Annotated in this window: 23 protein-coding genes and 3 tRNA genes; 20 read left to right on the top strand and 6 right to left on the bottom strand. The window is 61.4% G+C overall.

What is annotated here, in order from left to right:
- Positions 1–155 precede the first annotated feature (155 nt).
- The 4 genes from KY379_RS16945 to KY379_RS16930 all read left to right on the top strand — a co-directional run bounded on the left by KY379_RS16945 (position 156) and on the right by KY379_RS16930 (position 1673).
- A tRNA-Val gene (locus KY379_RS16945) sits at positions 156–232 on the top strand.
- A 126-nt stretch (positions 233–358) separates the two neighbouring features.
- Positions 359–435: transfer RNA gene (locus KY379_RS16940), tRNA-Val, on the top strand.
- A 179-nt stretch (positions 436–614) separates the two neighbouring features.
- Positions 615–1187: an SPOR domain-containing protein gene (locus KY379_RS16935; protein WP_261241017.1), complete on the top strand. Its 573-nt coding sequence runs from the start codon at positions 615–617 to the stop codon at positions 1185–1187.
- Positions 1188–1247: 60 nt separating this feature from the next.
- Positions 1248–1673 carry a GTP pyrophosphokinase gene (locus KY379_RS16930; RefSeq protein ID WP_196172428.1) on the top strand — a complete coding sequence of 142 codons (426 nt, stop codon included), beginning with the start codon at positions 1248–1250 and terminating at the stop codon, positions 1671–1673.
- Positions 1674–1697: 24 nt separating this feature from the next.
- Here KY379_RS16930 and KY379_RS16925 read toward each other — a convergent pair whose 3' ends face one another.
- Both KY379_RS16925 and KY379_RS16920 read right to left on the bottom strand, forming a co-directional pair.
- Complete coding sequence (locus KY379_RS16925; protein WP_196172429.1) at positions 1698–2654, bottom strand: endonuclease; 957 nt, start codon at positions 2652–2654, stop codon at positions 1698–1700.
- A gap of 122 nt (positions 2655–2776) precedes the next feature.
- On the bottom strand, positions 2777–3019 hold the full coding sequence (locus tag KY379_RS16920) for a DUF1654 domain-containing protein (RefSeq protein WP_133330596.1): 243 nt from the start codon (positions 3017–3019) through the stop codon (positions 2777–2779).
- 348 nt (positions 3020–3367) lie between these two features.
- On the opposite strand from KY379_RS16920, the gene KY379_RS16915 reads away from it, so the two are divergent.
- The 6 genes from KY379_RS16915 to rbsD are packed head-to-tail and all read left to right on the top strand — an operon-like array spanning position 3368 to position 9225.
- A complete protein-coding gene (locus tag KY379_RS16915) occupies positions 3368–4324 on the top strand; it encodes a sugar ABC transporter substrate-binding protein (protein ID WP_196172430.1) in 957 nt (318 codons plus the stop codon).
- Between the two features lie 18 nt (positions 4325–4342).
- Entirely contained in the window at positions 4343–5896 is a 1554-nt protein-coding gene (locus KY379_RS16910; protein ID WP_261241013.1) for a sugar ABC transporter ATP-binding protein, read from the top strand.
- The gene (locus tag KY379_RS16905; RefSeq protein ID WP_196172432.1) at positions 5893–6888 is read left to right on the top strand and encodes an ABC transporter permease; all 996 of its coding nucleotides are present in this window, start codon (positions 5893–5895) and stop codon (positions 6886–6888) included. The genes KY379_RS16910 and KY379_RS16905 overlap by 4 nt, the downstream gene beginning before the upstream one ends.
- Before the next feature lie 4 nt (positions 6889–6892).
- The gene (locus KY379_RS16900; RefSeq protein WP_261241012.1) at positions 6893–7912 is read left to right on the top strand and encodes a LacI family DNA-binding transcriptional regulator; all 1020 of its coding nucleotides are present in this window, start codon (positions 6893–6895) and stop codon (positions 7910–7912) included.
- A 9-nt stretch (positions 7913–7921) separates the two neighbouring features.
- Positions 7922–8830 (top strand): ribokinase, encoded by a 909-nt coding sequence (gene rbsK / locus KY379_RS16895; RefSeq protein ID WP_133330586.1) that lies wholly within the window; start codon positions 7922–7924, stop codon positions 8828–8830.
- The gene (rbsD, locus tag KY379_RS16890; RefSeq protein ID WP_133330584.1) at positions 8827–9225 is read left to right on the top strand and encodes a D-ribose pyranase; all 399 of its coding nucleotides are present in this window, start codon (positions 8827–8829) and stop codon (positions 9223–9225) included. The genes rbsK and rbsD overlap by 4 nt, the downstream gene beginning before the upstream one ends.
- 113 nt (positions 9226–9338) lie before the next feature.
- Here rbsD and KY379_RS16885 read toward each other — a convergent pair whose 3' ends face one another.
- Positions 9339–9551 (bottom strand): hypothetical protein, encoded by a 213-nt coding sequence (locus tag KY379_RS16885; protein ID WP_133330582.1) that lies wholly within the window; start codon positions 9549–9551, stop codon positions 9339–9341.
- A gap of 286 nt (positions 9552–9837) precedes the next feature.
- On the opposite strand from KY379_RS16885, the gene KY379_RS16880 reads away from it, so the two are divergent.
- Positions 9838–10155, top strand: coding sequence for an I78 family peptidase inhibitor (locus tag KY379_RS16880; protein ID WP_133330580.1), 318 nt, complete (start codon positions 9838–9840; stop codon positions 10153–10155).
- A 161-nt stretch (positions 10156–10316) separates the two neighbouring features.
- On the opposite strand, the gene KY379_RS16875 is transcribed toward KY379_RS16880, so the two are convergent.
- Together KY379_RS16875 and KY379_RS16870 are read right to left on the bottom strand one after the other, a co-directional pair.
- The gene (locus KY379_RS16875; protein ID WP_003250656.1) at positions 10317–10529 is read right to left on the bottom strand and encodes a cold-shock protein; all 213 of its coding nucleotides are present in this window, start codon (positions 10527–10529) and stop codon (positions 10317–10319) included.
- 162 nt (positions 10530–10691) lie between these two features.
- Positions 10692–10994, bottom strand: a complete 303-nt coding sequence (locus tag KY379_RS16870) for a hypothetical protein (RefSeq protein ID WP_261241008.1) — start codon at positions 10992–10994, stop codon at positions 10692–10694.
- 339 nt (positions 10995–11333) lie between these two features.
- On the opposite strand from KY379_RS16870, the gene thrS reads away from it, so the two are divergent.
- From thrS to KY379_RS16825, 9 genes are all read left to right on the top strand, one after another.
- A complete protein-coding gene (thrS, locus tag KY379_RS16865) occupies positions 11334–13256 on the top strand; it encodes a threonine--tRNA ligase (RefSeq protein ID WP_133330576.1) in 1923 nt (640 codons plus the stop codon).
- Entirely contained in the window at positions 13256–13807 is a 552-nt protein-coding gene (gene infC, locus KY379_RS16860) for a translation initiation factor IF-3 (RefSeq protein ID WP_196172435.1), read from the top strand. The genes thrS and infC overlap by 1 nt, the downstream gene beginning before the upstream one ends.
- Positions 13808–13868: 61 nt before the next feature.
- On the top strand, positions 13869–14063 hold the full coding sequence (rpmI, locus tag KY379_RS16855) for a 50S ribosomal protein L35 (protein ID WP_003250667.1): 195 nt from the start codon (positions 13869–13871) through the stop codon (positions 14061–14063).
- A gap of 28 nt (positions 14064–14091) precedes the next feature.
- Positions 14092–14448, top strand: coding sequence for a 50S ribosomal protein L20 (gene rplT / locus KY379_RS16850; RefSeq protein ID WP_003250671.1), 357 nt, complete (start codon positions 14092–14094; stop codon positions 14446–14448).
- 108 nt (positions 14449–14556) lie between these two features.
- Entirely contained in the window at positions 14557–15573 is a 1017-nt protein-coding gene (pheS, locus tag KY379_RS16845) for a phenylalanine--tRNA ligase subunit alpha (protein ID WP_133330574.1), read from the top strand.
- Between the two features lie 31 nt (positions 15574–15604).
- Positions 15605–17998 (top strand): phenylalanine--tRNA ligase subunit beta, encoded by a 2394-nt coding sequence (pheT, locus tag KY379_RS16840; protein ID WP_261241005.1) that lies wholly within the window; start codon positions 15605–15607, stop codon positions 17996–17998.
- A 4-nt stretch (positions 17999–18002) separates the two neighbouring features.
- Positions 18003–18305 (top strand): integration host factor subunit alpha, encoded by a 303-nt coding sequence (gene ihfA / locus KY379_RS16835; RefSeq protein ID WP_133330570.1) that lies wholly within the window; start codon positions 18003–18005, stop codon positions 18303–18305.
- A complete protein-coding gene (locus KY379_RS16830; protein ID WP_009394050.1) occupies positions 18286–18642 on the top strand; it encodes a MerR family transcriptional regulator in 357 nt (118 codons plus the stop codon). The genes ihfA and KY379_RS16830 overlap by 20 nt, the downstream gene beginning before the upstream one ends.
- A gap of 101 nt (positions 18643–18743) precedes the next feature.
- Positions 18744–18820, top strand: a tRNA-Pro gene (locus KY379_RS16825).
- A 122-nt stretch (positions 18821–18942) separates the two neighbouring features.
- Here the strand turns inward: KY379_RS16825 and KY379_RS16820 are convergent.
- Complete coding sequence (locus KY379_RS16820; protein ID WP_261241004.1) at positions 18943–19779, bottom strand: hypothetical protein; 837 nt, start codon at positions 19777–19779, stop codon at positions 18943–18945.
- Positions 19780–20243 lie beyond the last annotated feature (464 nt).

The raw sequence follows: 20243 nt of genomic DNA, 5'->3' as shown, positions 1-20243 counted from the left end.
CTATCAATAATAATAAACACCCGCTAGTCGTCCGGTGAAAATCCTTTACTGGGGCAGAAGCGGCTCCTTTCTATAAACAGTTTAAGATTCAGTAGCTTAGCGTGAAAAAAACAGTTGACACTGGTTTTGGAACGCGTAGAATACGCCCACATCGAAGGCACATAGCTCAGTTGGTTAGAGCACCACCTTGACATGGTGGGGGTCGTTGGTTCGAGTCCAATTGTGCCTACCAAATTCGACGAAAGGGGCGATCCGCAAGGGTCGCCCTTTTTGCTTTGGGCGGCTGAAAGTTTTTGATTTTTTTGAAAAAAAAGCTTTACAGCCTGCCGATCGGTCACTAATATGCGCACCACACGACAGGCACATAGCTCAGTTGGTTAGAGCACCACCTTGACATGGTGGGGGTCGTTGGTTCGAGTCCAATTGTGCCTACCAAACAAAGTCCCGGTTTTCGGGCAACGAAAAGGGCGATCCGAGAGGGTCGCCCTTTTTTCGTTTTTGCTGTTGCAATTCTGGTGTCGGGGCAGGCATGTAGCAGCCTGTAACGGATGGTCGCGGTCCGGCACCGGGGTCGGCATGCTAGAATCCGCGCCTTCGAATCTGGAGGTAGACACGTGCGTAAACTGGCAGTGGTAATGGCAGTGCTGGCCCTGGCGGGCTGTGACAACGAAGTCGAAGGCGTGCACAAGCAGGTCGCCGAGCACCTGCACAACCCCAAGACCGCCAAGTTCGGCAACGTGCGTATCGACACCAAGGGCACTATCTGTGGCCAGGTGCGTGGCAAGGACGACGCCGGCCAGTACGAGGCCTACCGCAGCTACGTCGCGATCAAGGGCGACTCCGGCCAGTACGAGATCATCGTCGACGACACCGGCGACAACCTGCGCATCCGTGAATACTGCGGTGGTGCCGACCTGCAGCGTCGTGCCGATGCCCTGGCCGGTGAACCCGCGCCCCAAGGCTGGGATGTCGAAGTGATCCAGGGTGCGAACATGGGCGCCCTGAGCGACATGACCGCCCGCCTGATCGAAAAAGGCATTCCTTCATCGGTGCAATACCGCGACGGCAAGCCGGTGGTGCTGCTGGGCCCATTCCCCACCCGTGATGAAGCCCAGGCGCGCAAGGCCGAGGTCATGGCCAAGCTCGGTACCGATTCGATCGTGATCCAGCACGGCGCGCAGCGCTAGTCATCCTTCGCCAGACCCGGCTATGCTTGTTTCAGGAGAGGTAGAACGGGGAGGGCCTTTATGTCGACGCTGGAACGGGCCATTGCCGTAGCCGCCAGGGCGCATGAAGGGCAGTACGACAAAGGTGGCGCGGCGTATATCCTGCACCCGCTGCGGGTGATGATGCGAGTCGAAACGCCCGAGCAGCGTATCGTCGCGGTGCTGCACGACGTGATCGAAGACACGCCGCTGACCCTCTCCGACCTGGCCCGCGAGGGCTTCGCGTTGAAAATTCTCGCCGCCTTGCTCGCCCTGAGCCGGCGCGACGGCGAAAACTACCTCGACTTCGTCGCCCGCCTGGGTGGCGATCCCCTGGCGCGGACCGTCAAGCTTGCCGACCTGGCCGATAACAGCGACCTCACCCGCATCGCCACGCCTGGGCCGGCCGATCTGGCGCGGCTGGCCCGTTATCGCGAAGCTCGTGCCTATCTCGAAGCGCTCGCCTGATCTTTCCCGGATCGCTGGCAAGGCCTAGCGGCAGTTGCCAGCCTTGCGAAAGCCTGCCGCCTGCGCCTGGGCTTCTGAGGCGAACATCACCTGGTTCTTTGCCGCCACCTGGGTGTAGCCGGGGCAGCCCTCGGCCAGGTGGTACACATGGCTGTTGCGGTTACCGATGATGCTGCCACCGGCGCTGGCCAGCGACGGCTTGGGCGCAGAGGCCGGCGCCTGGGTCGGTTTGCCGGCCACGACGCCGTCACCCGCCGGTTTGTAGCCCAGCGTCCATTTGCGCTCGCCGCTGACGAACGGATTGCTGTGGCCCATGATCCTGGCGATGCGCCGATCACGTTCCTTCTCCCAGGCGCTGACCGGGTACTGTTTGTCCCAGGCCATGAGCAGTTGTTGCTGCTGGCGCGACATGTTCAGCTTGTAACGATCGAACATATAGAAGGTGGTACGTGCGACCAGGCCTTTGACCTCGTCGCGCGGCTCGGCGGCTTTATGCTGAAAGTCGATGCGGGTGGTGCACTGGCCGTAGATCGGCGCCACGCCGGAGGCCATGCCGTAGTTGAAATTGCTGCGGTCGCCGTTCACCTCGCCCACGGCGGGGTAGAGATTGAACAGGTTGGCCTCCATGGCACGGAACGTCGGGTCGGAGTCCTCGCATTGCGCACGCCCGCCGTTTTGCCAACACTGGCGCTGGTGGCCGAATGTCCAGGCCGGCACGATGTGTTCCCATTCGGTGCGCTCAGCGCGGCTTTGTTGTTTGCGGGTTTGATAGCCGCACGATTTGGCGTCGACACGGCCGCCGGACTTGCCGACCCAGGTCCACTTGCAGCCGCAGTACAGCTCGCCCATGGCACTGTTGGCCTGATCGAGGTAGACCTGTTGCTTGGCAACGACCTTGGCTTCGGTGAATGTCGCTGGTGGGTTGGCGAAGGCGCTGCAGGCAGCGAAGGAAAGGGTTACAGCGTACAGCCACTTCTTCATGAAAACACATCATCGTCCAGGGAGCGCGATGCAGTATCGGCTCCGGTTTCTATTGGGCGTTGTCGCCGGTATGCGGGTGAAGCGTCGTTATCGGCTGGAGGGCACCAGCGCTGTCGGAGGGGTCAATCTTCCTTGGGCACCGTCCAGAAAATCTGCACGCCGCCATCGTCGCGGTGGGCGAGGGTGACGTTGTCGTTCTCGGCGATTTCTTCGAGCAGGGTTTCCCAGTCGTCGGGCGACTCATGTTCCAGGCGGAAGATCAGCGCCGCGCGGCTGCGCTGGGCGGTGGGGCTGTTGATGATCTTCTGGATGCGCACGCCCAGTTGTTCATAGCTGCTTGGCGTTGCAGAGGCGGTGTTGACCACGGAATATTCCTTATTTTGCTGTATGCACATACAGTATTTCACCGTAAGTTTTTTCGCAACAGCAAGTCGGGCGAAAACCGTATAGGACCGTGGAAACAAGATTGGTTCCGTGGCGGTTACAGCCTGGAGCTCGAGCTGGAATCCCGGTGCTAGAGGGGCGGGTGGCGTATTGATATTGCCGTATCGATGGAAACCGCTTCGGTTCTTTGGAATAATTCGGAAACTCAGCGGCAGACAGGCCGCAGGCGGCACGCTATGGGGATTTGACAAAAAGCGATCCCATTACCATAGTGAGTCAACGCAAACGTTTGCGATCCGATAAAAACCACAAAATTCGGGGTCCTTTCCATGAAGCTGCCGTTCCACGGTCGTCTGCTGGCGCTTGCCGTCGCCTCGACGCTCTCCCTCTGCGCTCCCTTCACCGCCGCCCAGGCCGACGAGAAACCCAAGGTCGCCCTGGTGATGAAGTCCCTGGCCAACGAATTCTTCCGCACCATGGAAGACGGCGCCAAGGATTACCAGAAAGCCCACCCCGATGAGTTCGAACTGGTCGCCAACGGCATCAAGAACGAAACCGACACCGGCGAGCAGATCCGCATCGTCGAGCAGATGGTCAACGCCGGCGCCAAGGCTCTGGTCATCGCCCCGGCGGATTCCAAGGCGCTGGTCTCGGCAGTGAAGAAGGCCATGGACCAGGGTGTGGTGGTGATCAACATCGACAACCGCCTCGACCCGGAACTGCTCAAGAGCAAGGGCATCAGCGTGCCCTTCGTCGGCCCCGACAACCGCAAGGGTGCACGCCTGGTCGGCGAATACCTGGCCCAACACAAGCTCAAGGCGGGGGACCAGGTCGGCATCATCGAAGGCGTACCGACCACCACCAATGCCCAGCAGCGCACCGCTGGCTTCAAGGACGCCATGCAGGCCGCGCAGATGAACATCGTCTCGGTGCAGTCCGGCAACTGGGAAATCGACAAAGGCAACGCCGTCGCCGCCTCGATGCTCAACGAATACCCCGATCTCAAGGCCTTGCTGGCCGGCAACGACAGCATGGCGCTGGGCGCGGTCGCTGCCGTGCGGGCTGCCGGCAAGGCCGGCCAGGTGCAAGTGGTGGGCTACGACAACATCAACGCCATCAAACCGATGCTCAAGGATGGCCGTGTGCTGGCGACCCTCGACCAGGCCGCCAGCCAGCAAGCGGTGTTCGGCATTCAGGCGGCGCTGAAAATGCTCAAGGGGGAAAAGCCGGATGTGGATGCCGACAATGTCATCCAGACCCCGGTCGAACTGATCACCCAGCCGTGAGCGGGCAGGAGAGTGGCCATGTCCGTTGCGGCCAATGACCCCGTGCTGGTCGCCACCGGCCTGGGCAAGACCTACGCCCAGCCCGTGCTCGCAGACGTCAGCCTGACTCTGCGCGCCGGCGAAGTGCTGGCGTTGACCGGCGAGAACGGCGCCGGCAAGAGCACTTTGTCCAAGCTCATCTGCGGCCTGGAAACCCCGACCACCGGGCAGATGACCTATCGTGGCCAGGCCTATGCCCCGACCAGCCGCAGCCACGCCGAGCAGCTCGGCGTGCGTATGGTGATGCAGGAGCTCAACCTGCTGCCGACCCTGACCGTGGCGGAAAACCTGTTTCTCGACAACCTGCCCAGCCGCTTCGGCTGGGTCGACCAGAAGCGCCTGCGCCAGTTGGCCCAGGCAGCCATGGCCCAGGTCGGCCTGGACGCCATCGACCCGGACACCCCGGTCGGTGAGCTGGGCATCGGCCACCAGCAGATGGTGGAAATCGCCCGCAACCTGATCGGCGACTGCCATGTGCTGATTTTCGACGAGCCCACGGCCATGCTCACCGCGCGTGAGGTCGAGTTGCTGTTTACCCAGATCGAACGCCTGCGCCAGCGCGGCGTGGCCATCGTCTATATCTCCCATCGCCTCGAAGAACTGCAGCGGGTGGCACAGCGCATCGTCGTGCTGCGCGACGGCGAGCGGGTTTGCGACGAACCGATCCAGCGCTACGACAGCGCCCAACTGGTCAACCTCATGGTCGGCCGGACACTCGCCGAGCACATCGATCTGGGGCGTCGCAGCCTCGGCCCGGCGCTGCTCAAGGTCGAGGGGCTGGGGCGCAGCGACAAGGTCCGGGATGTGTCGTTCGAGGTCAGGGCAGGGGAGATCTTCGGCATTTCCGGGCTGATCGGCGCCGGACGTACCGAGCTGCTGCGCCTGATCTACGGTGCCGATCGCGCCGACCGCGGCAGCATCGCAGTCGGCCAGCCACTGCGTGAGGTGATCATCGATTCACCCAAGGCCGCGGTCAAGGCCGGCATCGCCCTGATCACCGAAGACCGCAAGGGTGAAGGCCTGCTGCTGTCGCAGTCGATCGGCGCCAACCTGTCGCTGGGCAACCTGGGCGCGGTCTCCCGCGCCGGGGTGCTCGACGCTGGCGCAGAACAGGCCCTGGCCGAGCGCCAGATCGAGGCCCTGCGCATCCGCAGCGCCGGGCCACAGCAGGTGGTGGGCGAGTTGTCCGGTGGCAACCAACAGAAAGTAGTGATCGGTCGCTGGCTGGCCCGCGACTGCCAGGTGCTGTTGTTCGACGAGCCCACGCGCGGCATCGACGTCGGCGCCAAATTCGACATCTATGGCCTGCTGGCCGAACTGGCGCGCCAGGGCAAGGCCCTGGTGGTGGTGTCCAGCGACCTGCGCGAACTGATGCTGATCTGCGATCGCATCGCCGTGCTCAGCGCTGGCCATCTGATCGACACCTTCGCCCGCGAACATTGGAGCCAGGACAAACTCCTGGCCGCTGCCTTCGCCGGCTACCGCAAACGTGATGCCCTGCTGCACGACGCAGCGCCCAGGATGGACCCATGAAAAGCGCTCCCCTCGATACCTCTGGCAACACCCCCGTCCGGCGCAGTACCGCGTACTTCGGCCTGGGCACCTACCTGGGCCTGGCCGGCGCCTTGTTGGCGATGATCGTGCTGTTCTCGCTGTTGAGCAGTCACTTCTGGTCGTACGCCACGTTCAGCACCCTGGCCAACCAGATTCCCGACCTGATGGTGCTGGCGGTAGGCATGACCTTCGTACTGATCGTCGGCGGCATCGACCTCTCGGTGGGGTCGGTGCTGGCCCTGGCGGCCTCGACGGTGAGCGTGGCGATCCTTGGCTGGGGCTGGGGCGTGCTGCCGGCAGCAATGCTGGGCATGGCCATCGCCGCCCTGGCCGGCAGTATCACCGGTGGCGTCACCGTGGCCTGGCGCATTCCATCGTTCATCGTTTCCCTCGGCGTGCTGGAGATGGCCCGTGGCCTGGCCTACCAGTTCACCGACTCGCGCACCGCTTATATCGGCGATGCCTATGCCTGGTTCTCCAATCCGCTGGCCTTCGGCATCTCGCCTGCGTTTCTCATCGCCCTGCTGGTGATCGTGGTCGCGCACCTGGTGCTGACCCGCACCGTGTTCGGTCGCTACCTGATCGGCATCGGCACCAACGAAGAGGCCGTGCGCCTGGCCGGCATCGATCCGCGCCCCTACAAAGTCCTGGTGTTCGCCCTGATGGGGCTGCTGGCTGGGCTGGCTGCGCTGTTCCAGATTTCCCGCCTGGAGGCCGCCGACCCCAATGCCGGCGCCGGCCTCGAACTGCAGGTCATCGCCGCTGTGGTGATCGGCGGCACCAGCCTGATGGGCGGGCGTGGCTCGGTCATCAGCACCTTCATCGGAGTCCTGATCATTTCGGTGCTGGCTGCCGGCCTCGCCCAGATCGGCGCCTCCGAGCCCACCAAACGCATCATCACCGGGGCGGTCATTGTCATCGCCGTGGTGCTCGACACCTATCGCAGCCGGCGTGCAGGCCGGCGGAACTGAATCCATGGCTACCATCAAAGACGTTGCGGCCCTAGCGGGTATTTCCTACACCACCGTGTCCCATGTGCTGAACAAGACGCGCCCGGTCAGCGAGCACGTGCGGCTCAAGGTCGAGGCGGCGATCCGCGAGCTCGACTACGTGCCCAGCGCCGTGGCCCGCTCGCTCAAGGCCCGCAGCACGGCCACCATCGGCCTGTTGGTGCCCAACAGCGTCAACCCGTATTTCGCCGAGCTGGCGCGTGGCATCGAGGATGCCTGCGAGCGCAACGGCTATTGCGTGATCCTCTGCAACTCCGATGACGACCCGCAGAAACAGCGCAGCTACCTGCGCGTGCTGCTGGAAAAGCGCATCGACGGGCTGGTGGTGGCCTCGGTCGGCGAGAACCAGGACCTGCTGCAAAGCCTGGCCTGCGTGCGCACACCCATGGTCATCGTCGATCGAGAGCTCGATGGCGTCGACGCCGACCTGGTGCGCATCGACCACGAGCACGGTGCCTACCTCGCCACCCGTCACCTGCTGGAGCTTGGCCACGAAGCGATCGCCTACATCGGTGGCCCGGCCGAGACGGGGGTCAGCCGCTTGCGCTTGGCCGGTTTCCGCCGGGCGATGGCCGAGGCGCGGCTGGCGGTGGATGACAGTCGAGTGCTGTTCTGCGACTTCACCAGCCCCGGCGGCCACGACACGGCGGCGAAATTGCTCGATGGCGAGCGGCCCACGGCGATTTTCGCCGGCAACGACATGATCGGTTTCGGCGTGCTGCGCGCTGCCGCCGAGCGCAACATCAGCGTGCCGGGCGAGCTGTCGGTGATCGGTTTCGACGACATCGAGCTGAGCCGCTACGTGTACCCGGCGTTGAGTACCGTCGGCCAGTCGATCCGCGAGCTGGGCGACAGTGCCGCGGCGATGCTGCTCTCACGGATCGCCAACCCGGACGGTCCGGCCCAGCAGCGCATCGTCGCGCCGCGCATCGTGTCGCGCGAATCCACCGGGCCGCGCCCGACCTTGTTCAACGATTACCGCTAAGGAACAGCCATGCAGGCCAAGGTAGTGGTAGTGGGCAGCCTCAACATGGACTTGGTGGCACGCGCCCAGCGGCTGCCTCGCCCGGGTGAGACGCTGGCCGGCGAAACGTTCTTCACCGTGCCCGGCGGCAAGGGCGCCAACCAGGCGGTGGCCGTGGCGCGCCTGGGCGGCAGCGTGGCCATGGTCGGCAACGTCGGTGACGACGCCTATGGCGAGCAACTGCGCGCGGCATTGGAAGTGGAAGGCATCGACTGCGAGGGCGTGGGCGTATGCGAGGGTGTGTCCAGCGGTGTGGCGTTGATCACCGTGGATGCCAGCAGCCAGAACTGCATCGTCATCGTGCCAGGTGGCAACGGCCTGCTGACGCCGCAAGCCGTGCAGCGCTTCGATGCGTTGCTGCAGGCTGCCGAAGTGATCATCTGCCAGCTCGAGGTGCCGGCCGATACCGTGGCCTGGACCTTGGCCCGCGGGCATGAGCTGGGCAAGCGGGTGATCCTCAACCCGGCGCCGGCCACCGGCCCGTTGCCGCCCGAATGGCTGCCCCATATCGACTACCTCACGCCTAACGAAAGCGAGGCCGAGGCGTTGACCGGCCTTGTCGTGAACGATGAGGCCAGCGCCCGCGCTGCGGCCCAGCAGCTGTTACAGTTGGGCGCCGGCAAGGTGATCGTGACCCTGGGTGCCCAGGGGGCCTTGTTCGTCAGCCCTGAGGGTAGCTCGCATTACCCCGCGCCGAAGGTCAAGGCGCTGGACACCACGGCGGCAGGCGATACCTTCATCGGTGGCTTCGCCGCCGGCCTGGTTCGTGGGTTGGAGGAGGGCGAGGCCATCGCCTTCGGCCAGCGCGCTGCAGCGTTGTCGGTCACCCGCGTGGGTGCCCAGCCATCCATCCCTTATCTGGAGGAACTGGACCCATGAAGAAGACCCCTCTGCTGAACGTGGCCTTGTCGCGGGTGATTGCCGGCATGGGCCACGGCGACATCCTGGTGATCGGCGACGCCGGGCTGCCGGTGCCGCCGGGGGTGGAGGTGATCGACCTGGCGCTGACACCGGGCATTCCCGACTTTTCCAGCGTGCTGCGGGTCGTGCTCAGTGAGTTGCAGGTGGAGCGCCATGTGCTGGCCGAGGAGATGAAAGACGTGGTGCCGCCGGCCATGGTCGAGATTGAGCGCTCCCAGCGCAAGCTGGGCAAGCGTGAGTGGGTGAGCCACGAGGCGTTCAAGGCGCTGACCAGAAATGCCCGCGCCGTGGTGCGTACCGGGGAGTGCCAGCCCTATACCAATATCGCGCTGATCTCTGGGGTAATCTTCTAGCGACGGTGGCTGGCACCGGCTGCGCCTTTTTCCAGGACGGTGAAGATCCTGTGGGAGCGGGCTTGCCCCGCGAACACGGGCGCAGCCCGTGCCATCCCCCACCGATCAGCCTATCACCCCGCACTCGGCTCGATAGCCACCGCCCCATGCGGCGCATACCGCTCGAACACCTGATCGATAAAGCTACGGGCCGCCTCACTGCCGCGATCACGCACCAGCAGGTCGATGGCAATCAGCAACAGTTCCTCGGGGGTTCCCGGGCTATAGGCACTCTGGCCCTCGGCCCATTTGACCTTGATGTCGGCGTCGATACTGTGGCTGCTCATGGAAGGCTCTCGCTGCGGGCCTGGTGCGGAGGGGCGAACGCGCGATCCTGGCGTTCGGGGGAGGCACGGTGCGCTCCACTTCTTGCAGTAAATCATGACTTTGCGTCAATCGCCCTGCGACTTAAGAATAAAAGTGCGCAGGCTACAAACCAAGAGGGGTAGGCAAAATTAGGTCACGATTGTCTTTCGCGTCGTGTCGCCTATTCAGGCAGACTCTGTCGGTTGTGCAACAAACCGTAAGCGGAAGTGTCGCAATAGACAGTTCACAATTCGATTAGGAGGATTCATGTTCCGTACCCGTGCTTCCCTGGCGACCTTGCTGGTGGCTACCGTCCTGGCTGGTTGCAGCACTGGCGGCTCTTCCGGTGGCACTGGCCCGACGCCGCCGACCGGCAACGATGGTCGCTGTTCGGCCAGCGGCGCCGATTTCGCCATCGGCAAGCCCGGCACCGCCGACCTGCTGGAGCAAGCGCGCAAGGCCAGCGGTTCGCAGGTTGCACGTATCCTCAAGCCACGTGATGTGGTGACCTTGGAATATCGTTCCGAACGTTTGAACCTGAGCGTGGACGAGCAGGGTGTGGTGACGCGGGTCAATTGCGGGTGATGTAGTCGTCCGTGGCGGCCCTTTCGCGGGACACCACAGTTTTCAGACGCTGTGGTGTCCCTGTGGGAGCGGGCTTGTCCCGCGAAAGGGCCGCCACAGCCCCTCGCAAATCCCCATAAAAAAACCCGCCACGAGGGCGGGTTTTTTTACAGCTATCCGAATTACTCCGGACGAACCTGTGCAGCCTGCATGCCCTTCTGGCCGCGCTCGGCGACGAAGGAAACAGTCTGGCCTTCTTTCAGGCTCTTGAAGCCGTCGGATTCGATGGCCTTGAAGTGTACGAACAGGTCGTCGCCGCCGCCTGCTGGGGTGATGAAGCCGTAGCCTTTCTCATCATTGAACCATTTGACGGTGCCTTGTTGGCGATTGGACATGGGTGAATCTCCAGAACATTTAGTTTTTTCGGTGGTGCAATGCGGCCGAGGCTACGGAGCACGGGGAACATCATAGTCTAATTCTGCGCATGTAGCGCCTTTTACCTTCGCTGGATGTTGATTCAGCTCAAGTGATCAACGCGAAGCCCTGACTTTAAGGTTTCAGCTCTGGGCTTTGCATTTGGCGATCAGGTCATCCGCGCGCTTCTGTACCTTGGCGTCGACACCATCTTTGGCAGTGTCGAGGTCATCCAGTTCGGCCTTGGTGAAGTTTTTCTCGAAGCCTTCGGCCGTGCACGAACAATGGCTTTTGGCTTTGGCGGCATCCACACCCTGGCTCGTGGCTTGCTGGACGCAGCTTTTCATGAACTGGCTGTTCTCGTCAGCCGCCGAGGCGGCGTTGGCCGCCATTGGCAGCAGCAGGGCTCCCGTCGCTACCAGGGCCAGAAGAGACTGAAGTCGCATAACCGGACACTCCTTGGGGTTAAGGTCTCATCAAGATTAGGTTGCTTCCCAAGGTCTGATCGGAATTTTTTCGCTTTAGTTCAGCGCCTGTGTGCCAATGGCCAAATATTTTCTGCGACGGGCGCAGGCCCCGTGCTAGCATGCTCGGCTTGCAGCTGACATCGTCCAGCCTGCAACTATCTTTATTTCTTTCCAGTCACTCTGGTTCGTCCCTGGCAAGCCGAAAGGCTTCTGCCACTGTGAGGCAGGCTTCCCCGCGGAAGACAGGTCGGATCTTGTACTGGCTCATCCCAACCCACGTGACCTTTGGTAGGGGTCACCACTAGGAGAGGAGGCGCCATGCCCGTTATTACTCTTCCCGATGGCAGTCAACGTTCGTTCGATCATGCCGTATCCGTAGCCGAAGTCGCCGCTTCCATTGGTGCCGGCCTGGCCAAGGCCACCGTGGCCGGCAAGGTCGACGGCAAGCTGGTCGACGCCTGCGACCTGATCCAGAACGACGCCACCCTGCAGATCATCACCCCTAAAGATGAAGAGGGACTGGAGATCATCCGTCACTCGTGCGCCCACCTGGTTGGCCACGCGGTGAAACAGCTGTACCCGACCGCCAAGATGGTCATCGGTCCGGTCATCGACGAAGGCTTCTACTACGACATCGCCTACGAGCGCCCCTTCACCCCTGAAGACATGGCCGCCATCGAAAAGCGCATGATGGAGCTCATCGAGAAGGACTACGACGTCATCAAGAAGATGACCCCGCGCGCCGAAGTCATCGACGTGTTCAAGGCCCGTGGCGAAGACTACAAGCTGCGCCTGGTCGAAGACATGCCGGACGAACAGGCCATGGGCCTGTACTACCACGAAGAATACGTCGACATGTGCCGTGGCCCGCACGTGCCGAACACTCGCTTCCTCAAGGCATTCAAGCTGACCAAGCTGTCCGGCGCCTACTGGCGCGGCGATGCCAAGAACGAGCAGCTGCAACGCGTGTACGGCACCGCCTGGGCCGACAAGAAGCAACTGGCCGCCTACATCCAGCGCATCGAAGAAGCCGAGAAACGCGACCACCGCAAGATCGGCAAGCAGCTCGACCTGTTCCACCTGCAGGAAGAAGCCCCGGGCATGGTGTTCTGGCACCCGGCCGGCTGGACCGTGTACCAGGTCCTCGAGCAGTACATGCGCGACGTACAGCGCAAGAACGGCTACCTCGAGATCAAGACCCCACAGGTCGTCGACCGCATCCTCTGGGAGCGTTCCGGCCACTGGTCGAACTATGCCGAGAACATGTTCACCACCTCGTCGGAAAGCCGTGACTTCGCGGTCAAGCCGATGAACTGCCCGTGCCACGTGCAGGTGTTCAACCAGGGCCTGAAGAGCTACCGCGACCTGCCGCTGCGCCTGGCCGAATTCGGTGCCTGCCACCGTAACGAGCCATCTGGGGCCCTGCACGGCATCATGCGCGTGCGTGGCTTCACCCAGGACGACGCGCACATCTTCTGCACCGAAGATCAGGTGAAGAAAGAAGCCGCCGACTTCATCAAGCTGACCCTGGACGTGTACAAGGACTTCGGCTTCAGCGATATCGCCATGAAGCTGTCCACCCGTCCGGCCAAGCGCGTAGGCTCCGAAGAGCTGTGGGACCGTGCCGAAGGCGCACTGGCCGACGCCCTGAACGAGTCGGGCCTGGAGTGGGAATACCAGCCGGGCGAGGGCGCCTTCTACGGTCCGAAGATCGAGTTCACCCTGCGTGACTGCCTCGGCCGTAACTGGCAGTGTGGTACCCTGCAGTACGACCCGAACCTGCCAGAGCGTCTGGACGCCAGCTACATCGCCGAAGACAACGCGCGCAAGCGCCCGGTGATGCTGCACCGCGCCATCCTCGGTTCGTTCGAGCGCTTCATCGGCATGCTCATCGAGCATTACGCCGGTGTGTTCCCAGCCTGGCTGGCACCGACCCAGGCGGTGATCATGAACATCACCGACAAACAGGCCGATTTCGCCCTCGAAGTGGAAAATGCTCTGAACGGTAGCGGGTTCCGTGCCAAGTCGGACTTGAGAAATGAGAAGATCGGCTTTAAAATCCGCGAGCATACTTTGCTCAAGGTCCCGTACCTTTTGGTTATAGGGGACCGCGAAGTCGAAACGCAAACCGTCGCAGTGCGTACTCGCGAAGGCGCAGACCTGGGCTCCATGCCCGTCGCGCAGTTCGCTGAGCTCCTGTCGCATGCGGTTTCCCGGCGTGGTCGCCAAGAATCGGAGTAATGACTATTAAGCGTGAAATGAGAAACGATAAACGAGCTGCACCGAAGGCCCCGATCAACGAGAATATCTCGGCACGCGAGGTTCGGTTAATTGGCGCTGACGGCGAGCAGGTTGGCATCGTCTCGATTGATGAAGCGCTTCGTATCGCTGATGAAGCGAAGCTGGATCTGGTAGAGATTTCTGCCGACGCGCAGCCGCCCGTCTGCAAGGTGATGGACTACGGCAAGCATCTCTTCGAGAAGAAGAAGCAGGCCAACGAAGCCAAGAAAAACCAGAAGCAGATCCAGATCAAAGAAATCAAGTTTCGTCCAGGGACGGAAGAAGGGGATTACCAGGTAAAACTACGCAACCTGGTACGTTTCCTTAGTGATGGGGACAAGGCCAAGATCTCTCTGAGATTCCGTGGTCGTGAGATGGCCCACCAGGAGCTGGGTATGGAGCTGTTGAAGCGGGTCGAAGCCGACCTCGCCGAATACGGCTCCGTCGAGCAGCATCCGAAGATGGAAGGACGCCAGCTTATGATGGTCATCGCCCCCAAAAAGAAGAAGTAATCTCCCGGGCACGGCAGGCCTGATGATTATTGTGTAATTTTATCGAATGCGGAGTTCCAACATGCCAAAAATGAAAACCAAGAGCGGTGCTGCGAAGCGCTTCCTGAAGACCGCTTCCGGCTTCAAGCACAAGCACGCTTTCAAGAGCCACATCCTGACCAAAATGTCGACCAAGCGTAAGCGTCAACTGCGCGGTGCCAGCTTGCTGCACCCGTCTGACGTGGCAAAAGTCGAGCGCATGCTGCGCGTACGTTAATTTCGGTCAAAGATAGAGGAAGTTACTCATGGCTCGTGTAAAGCGCGGCGTAATCGCTCGTAAGCGTCACAAGAAAATCCTGAAACTGGCTAAAGGCTACTACGGCGCTCGCTCGCGCGTATTCCGTGTTGCCAAGCAGGCGGTCATCAAGGCTGGTCAATACGCCTACCGTGACCGTCGCCAGAAGAAGCGTCAGTTCCGCGCCCTGTGGATCGCTCGTATCAACGCCGGTGCCCGCACCAACGGTCTGTCCTACAGCCGTTTGATTGCTGGCCTGAAAAAGGCGTCGATCGAAATCGACCGTAAGGTTCTGGCTGACCTGGCAGTGAACGAAAAAGCGGCGTTTGCTGCGATTGTCGAGAAAGCTAAAGCCGTTCTGGCTTAAGTACCCACGACAATCATCCGGCGGTGTTCGCGCCGCCGGGTGTAAAACGTCATCGATAGGGGAAGAGCCTTCAAAGCTCTTCCCCTATTTCGTATCTGGAGTCTGTACATGGAAAACCTGGATGCGCTGGTCTCCCAAGCCCTGGAAGCTGTGGAGCGCGCTGAAGACATCAATGCCCTGGAACAGATCCGGGTTAACTATCTCGGCAAGAAGGGCGAACTGACTCAGGTGATGAAGACCCTGGGCAACTTGCCAGCCGAGGAGCGGCCGAAAGTCGGCGCGCTGATCAACGACGCCAAAGAGCGCGTCACCGTCGTGCTCAACGCACGCAAGGCAGCCTTCGAAGAGGCCGAGCTCAGCGCTCGCCTGGCCGCCGAATGCATCGATGTCACCCTGCCGGGCCGTGGCCAGACCACCGGTGGCCTGCACCCGATCACCCGTACCCTCGAGCGCATCGAGCAGTTCTTCACCCACATCGGCTACGGCATCGCCGAAGGCCCTGAGGTCGAAGACGACTACCACAACTTCGAAGCGCTCAACATCCCCGGCCACCACCCGGCCCGGGCGATGCACGACACCTTCTACTTCAATGCCAACATGCTGCTGCGCACCCACACCTCGCCGGTGCAGGTGCGGACCATGGAGTCGACCCAGCCGCCGATCCGCATTGTCTGCCCAGGCCGCGTTTACCGCTGCGACTCGGATATCACCCACTCGCCGATGTTCCACCAGGTCGAAGGCCTGCTGATCGATCGCGACATCAACTTCGCCGACCTCAAGGGCACCATCGAAGAATTCCTGCGCGTGTTCTTCGAAAAAGAACTGGCCGTGCGCTTCCGTCCGTCGTTCTTCCCCTTCACCGAGCCGTCCGCCGAAGTCGACATCCAGTGCGTGATGTGTTCCGGCAAAGGCTGCCGCGTGTGCAAGCAGACCGGCTGGCTCGAGGTCATGGGCTGCGGCATGGTGCACCCGAACGTGCTGCGCATGTCCGGCATCGACCCTGAAGAATTCCAGGGCTTCGCCTTCGGCATGGGCGCCGAGCGCCTGGCCATGCTGCGCTACGGCGTCAACGATTTGCGTCTGTTCTTCGACAACGACCTGCGGTTCCTCGCCCAATTCCGCTAGGCCCAATCGACGACACTTTCAGGAGAACAGCATGAAATTCAGTGAACAGTGGCTGCGCGGTTGGGTAAACCCGCAAGTCTCCCGTGATGACCTCGTCGCCCGCCTGTCCATGGCCGGCCTCGAAGTCGACAGCGTCACCCCGGCCGCTGGCCAGTTCAGCGGCATCGTCGTGGGCGAAATCCTCGCCACCGAACAACACCCCGACGCCGACAAGCTGCGCGTGTGCCAGGTCAGCAACGGCCAGGAAACCTTCCAGGTCGTCTGCGGCGCCCCCAACGCCCGCCCAGGCATCAAGATCCCGTTCGCCATGATCGGTGCCGAATTGCCCGGCGACTTCAAGATCAAGAAGGCCAAGCTGCGCGGCGTCGAATCCTTCGGCATGCTCTGCTCGGCTGCCGAACTGCAGATCAGCGAAGAAAACGACGGCCTGCTGGAACTGGCCGCCGACGCCCCGGTTGGCGAGGACATCCGCCAGTACCTGAGCCTCGACGACGCCAGCATCGAAATCGGCCTGACCCCCAACCGCGGCGATTGCCTGTCCATCGCCGGTCTGGCCCGCGATGTCAGCGCCCTGTACGACACCCCGGTCACCCGCCCCGTGGTACCCGCCGTGCCGGCTGCCCATGACGAAGTCCGCCCGGTCGAAGTCAGCGCCCCAGCCGCCTGCCCGCGTTACCTGGGCCGCGTCATCCGCAACGTCGACCTGAGCAAACCGACCCCACTGTGGATGGTCGAGCGCCTGCGCCGCAGCGACGTGCGCAGCATCGACGCCGCCGTCGACATCACCAACTACGTGATGCTCGAACTCGGCCAGCCGATGCACGCCTTCGACCTCGCCGAAATCAACGGCGGCATCCGCGTGCGCATGGCAGAGGAGGGCGAGAAGCTCGTGCTGCTCGACGGCCAGGAAGTCGCCCTGCGTGCCGACACCCTGGTCATCGCCGACCACACCCGCGCCCTGGCCATTGCCGGCGTCATGGGTGGCGAGCACAGCGGTGTAAACACCGAGAAGACCCGCGATCTGTTCCTCGAGAGCGCCTTCTTCGAGCCGATTTCCGTCGCCGGTAAAGCCCGCTCCTACGGCCTGCACACCGATGCCTCGCACCGCTACGAGCGCGGCGTCGACTCGCAGCTGGCCCGCGAAGCCATCGAGCGCGCCACCGCCCTGGTACTGGAAATCGTCGGCGGCGAAGCCGGCCCGGTCGTCGAAGCCGTGAGCGAAGCGCACCTGCCCAAGGTCGCCCCGATCACCCTGCGCGCCGAACGCATCACCCAGATGCTCGGCATGGAAATGGCCCCAGCCCAGGTCGAGCAGTTGCTCAACGCCCTGGAACTGACCACTACCCGCAACGGCGGAGCTGCGGGCGCTGAGGTCTGGACCGTCAGCGTCCCAAGCCACCGCTTCGACATCAGCCTGGAAGTCGACCTGATCGAAGAGCTTGCCCGCCTGTACGGCTACAACAACCTGCCGGTCCGCTATCCACAGGCGCGCCTCGCGCCCCAGGGCAAGCCGGAAACCCGCGGTGAGCTGCCGAACCTGCGCCGCCTGCTGGTCGCCCGCGGCTACCAGGAAGCCATCACCTACAGCTTCATCGACCCGAAATTGTTCGAGCTGTTCAGCCCAGGCGTAGAGCCCCTGCAGCTGGCCAACCCGATCTCCAGCGACATGGCCGCCATGCGTGCGTCCCTGTGGCCGGGCCTGGTCAAGGCGCTGCAGCACAACCTCAACCGCCAGCAAGACCGCGTGCGCCTGTTCGAAAGCGGCCTGCGCTTCGTCGGCCAGCTCGGCGACCTCAAGCAGCAGCCGATGATCGCCGGCGTCGTCACCGGCAGCCGCCTGCCAGAAGGTTGGGCGAACGGCCGCGACGGCGTCGACTTCTTCGACGTCAAGGCTGACGTGGAAGCCCTGCTGGGCTACTCCGGCGCCCTGAGCGACTTCAAGTTCGTCGCCGGCAAGCACCCAGCCCTGCACCCCGGCCAAACCGCCCGCATCGAGCGCGACGGCAAGGAAGTCGGCTACCTCGGCGCCATCCACCCAGAGGTCGCCAAGGCCCTGGACCTGGACCGCTCGGTGTACGTCTTCGAGCTGGTCTTGGGCGACGTGGTCGAAGGCCGCCTGCCGAAATTCAGCGAACTCTCCAAGTTCCCGGAAACCCGTCGTGACCTGGCTTTGATCGCAGGACGTGATGTAGCTTCTCAAGACGTGCTTGAAGTAATTCGTGACAACGCAGGCGAATGGCTCACAGACCTCAGGCTGTTTGATGTCTACCAGGGTAAAGGTATTGATCCTGATAGAAAAAGCCTGGCAGTTGGCTTGACCTGGCAGCATCCATCGCGCACTCTTAACGACGATGAGGTGAACGCCACGTTGAACACTATCCTCACCTCGCTCGAACAAAGGTTGAACACCACGTTAAGGAAATAACGGTATGGGTGCTCTGACGAAAGCTGAGATGGCCGAAAGGCTGTACGAGGAGCTGGGGCTTAACAAGCGCGAGGCCAAGGAGCTGGTCGAGCTGTTTTTCGAAGAAATTCGGCACGCACTTGAAGACAACGAGCAGGTCAAGCTGTCCGGTTTCGGCAACTTCGACCTTCGCGACAAGCGCCAACGGCCGGGCCGCAACCCCAAGACAGGGGAAGAGATCCCGATCAGCGCGCGCCGTGTCGTCACCTTTCGTCCAGGGCAGAAACTGAAAGCCCGGGTTGAGGCCTATGCTGGAACCAAGCCATAACGACGAGCTGCCCCCCATTCCGGGGAAACGCTACTTCACCATTGGTGAGGTGAGCGAGCTCTGTGCGGTGAAACCTCACGTGCTTCGGTATTGGGAACAAGAGTTCCCGCAACTCAACCCGGTCAAGCGACGCGGGAACCGGCGGTATTATCAGCGGCAAGACGTGCTGATGATCCGCCAGATCCGCGCGTTGCTGTATGACCAAGGTTTCACCATCGGCGGGGCGCGATTGCGACTCTCCAGTGATGAGGCCAAGGATGACACTACCCAGTACAAGCAGCTGATTCGGCAGATGATTGTTGAGTTGGAGGATGTTTTGGTGGTGTTGAAGAAGTGACCTGGCGGTGTTGGTTGTGAAATTTTTTTGAGAAAAAGCTTTCACTTATCAGCGGGTTAGGGTACATTCTTCACCGTTCTCGGCAACATTGAGAATAGAGTCGGGGCGTAGCGCAGCCCGGTAGCGCACTTGCATGGGGTGCAAGGGGTCGAGTGTTCGAATCACTCCGTCCCGACCAAAAAACCCTAGAAAATCCAGTCACTTAGCGGTGGCTGGATTTTTTTGTGCCTGATGGCTTTCTGTCTCGATCGAATTTTGTGCCACTTTTTGTGCCACTGGGTTTTCGAGGCTCCAGATGGCTCATCTGGAGGGTTGTTTCGGGAGATACAGCTCGTGCTGTTCCTCGCTCAGGATAAGCATCTCCAAGACCTTGGTTCTGGATAGCTCGTGCTCTTCAGCAAGCTTGTCCAGGACAGCGTTGACGCTCAGGGGGAGCACAAAGTTGTATTGCTTCTTCTCGACAGCCTTCTCGCGCGTTTTTTGCGTGCTCCAGCGCCTCTTAATTTTGTCGACATAGAGTTCCTTTTCCTCGTCTGAGGCTCCGCTGTGGTCGAAAAACTCCAGCAGCTCAGTGAGCTTTGTAAAGGGCTCGGCGCGCCACGTTAGCCTGGGCTTGTTTTTCTCGAGCCAGCTCCATGCCAGAGCACATTTTGCGCGTTCGTCCTTGTCTTTGAACCAGCTGAAGATCCTGTCTGACCGTGCGTGCTCGATCCAGGCGTCCGATAGGCGCCTCAATGTGCTCTCTTTCTGGCCGAAATCTTTGTCCCAGAGATCGAACAGTGCAATCAGCTGCTCCTTGTCAGTGAGCGTACGGAAGACACTGCTGTGTATTCGTAGTCCTGTTTTGTTCGCTGCTTGAGCGGCGAGCCATTTTGGTTGTCGTCCGCTTTTTTCGACCCAGCTGAATGCCTCCTCCGGTAGCAGCTCTCTATCCCGTGCTCGTACTAAGCCCCTCGTGACGCGCGGATTCCTTCTGAGTGTTCTGGCAATTTGGTCTCGCATGGTTTGGCTGTTGAGCTGGCACTCATCCATCTGAATGCCTTCCCTGCTTTCCAGGGCAAGCCATAGCCATGCTACCTCCCGTTCAGTCAGACCCCATCCGGGAAGCTCATCAGAAAGCAAATCAGTCTCATTCATAGTCGTTTATCAACTTATTTCTAGCACATAAAAAGTACAATTTAAGTAAATCAGTAGATAGGAAATAGTCAATGGAATGAATCATACGAGAACATCCCTAGACCATTTATAGATGTATGAATTCTTGCATAGACCACAATTTACGCGGCTTCAACGTGGCTGTAGGCATGTAAATGCTAGTAGCACAAAGGTGAGCGCTGCGCTTTGTCCGACAAGCATTCAGCTGTTGGGTGATTTTCAGTTGGCTGCTGCTAGCAATGACGTGGTGCTCAGTCAGTTTGTTCTTGCTGGTTAGGGAGGGCGCCCCGGAGGCTTCACGTGCCTTGATTGCGGATTTCGGAGCACCGTGACCGGCCGTTTCGGTTGATCGTGATCGGTCATTTCGCTAACGCGTGACCGCTCATTTCGGTAGCAACGTGACCGATTTTCCGCCTGTTCCGAAACAGGCGGTCACGGCTTACCGA

It is taken from the genome of Pseudomonas sp. HD6422, assembly GCF_025377065.1.
GTDB classification, from domain to species: Bacteria; Pseudomonadota; Gammaproteobacteria; order Pseudomonadales; family Pseudomonadaceae; genus Aquipseudomonas; species Aquipseudomonas putida_U.
The sequence above is the reverse complement of the archived record's forward strand: the minus strand, read 5'-3'. Positions and strand labels throughout refer to the sequence as shown.